Origin of the sequence: Arthrobacter sp. YAF34, assembly GCF_052113245.1 — a bacterium.
Taxonomy (GTDB): Bacteria; Actinomycetota; Actinomycetes; order Actinomycetales; family Micrococcaceae; genus Arthrobacter.
The window spans coordinates 1-367 of sequence record NZ_JBFRCV010000059.1 but is presented as its reverse complement, the minus strand read 5'-3'; the positions used below and the strand labels follow the sequence as shown (position 1 = coordinate 367).

Annotated in this window: 1 protein-coding gene; it reads left to right on the top strand. The window is 51.2% G+C overall.

The features are described from left to right. Positions 1 to 33 precede the first annotated feature (33 nt). Positions 34 to 367, top strand: a 334-nt coding sequence (locus AB4Y72_RS19755; RefSeq protein WP_441427819.1) for a hypothetical protein, incomplete at its 3' end; no start/stop codon positions are given.

Sequence of the window (367 nt, the reverse complement as noted above, 5' to 3'; positions counted from 1 at the left end):
ACCCTCTTCTGTGCAGGGAGAGATAATGCACATGTGGGAGATCAAGTCGCAGTAGTTCCTTCCAGTGATCCTGCAACGGTATTTATTGACGGGCTGACAATGGAATCCAAATGCGAGGTATTCGTCAACGCCCTGCACGATCACAATAAAATGGTCATTGATGACGGCGACCAGCTCATCGTCCTATCCGTTTTGGCGCACTACGACATTCTCGGCCAGCAATTTGGCGAAACGCAAGCGCAACAGCTTTTTCAACGGTCGTTCAATGGGTGCAGTAGCCACCCCGACGAGACAATTTCCAGCCAAGCGCGGGCTGCGTTTCAATCAATCCTTCAATCGCTCGACCAACCGAGTTCTCCGGAAAATG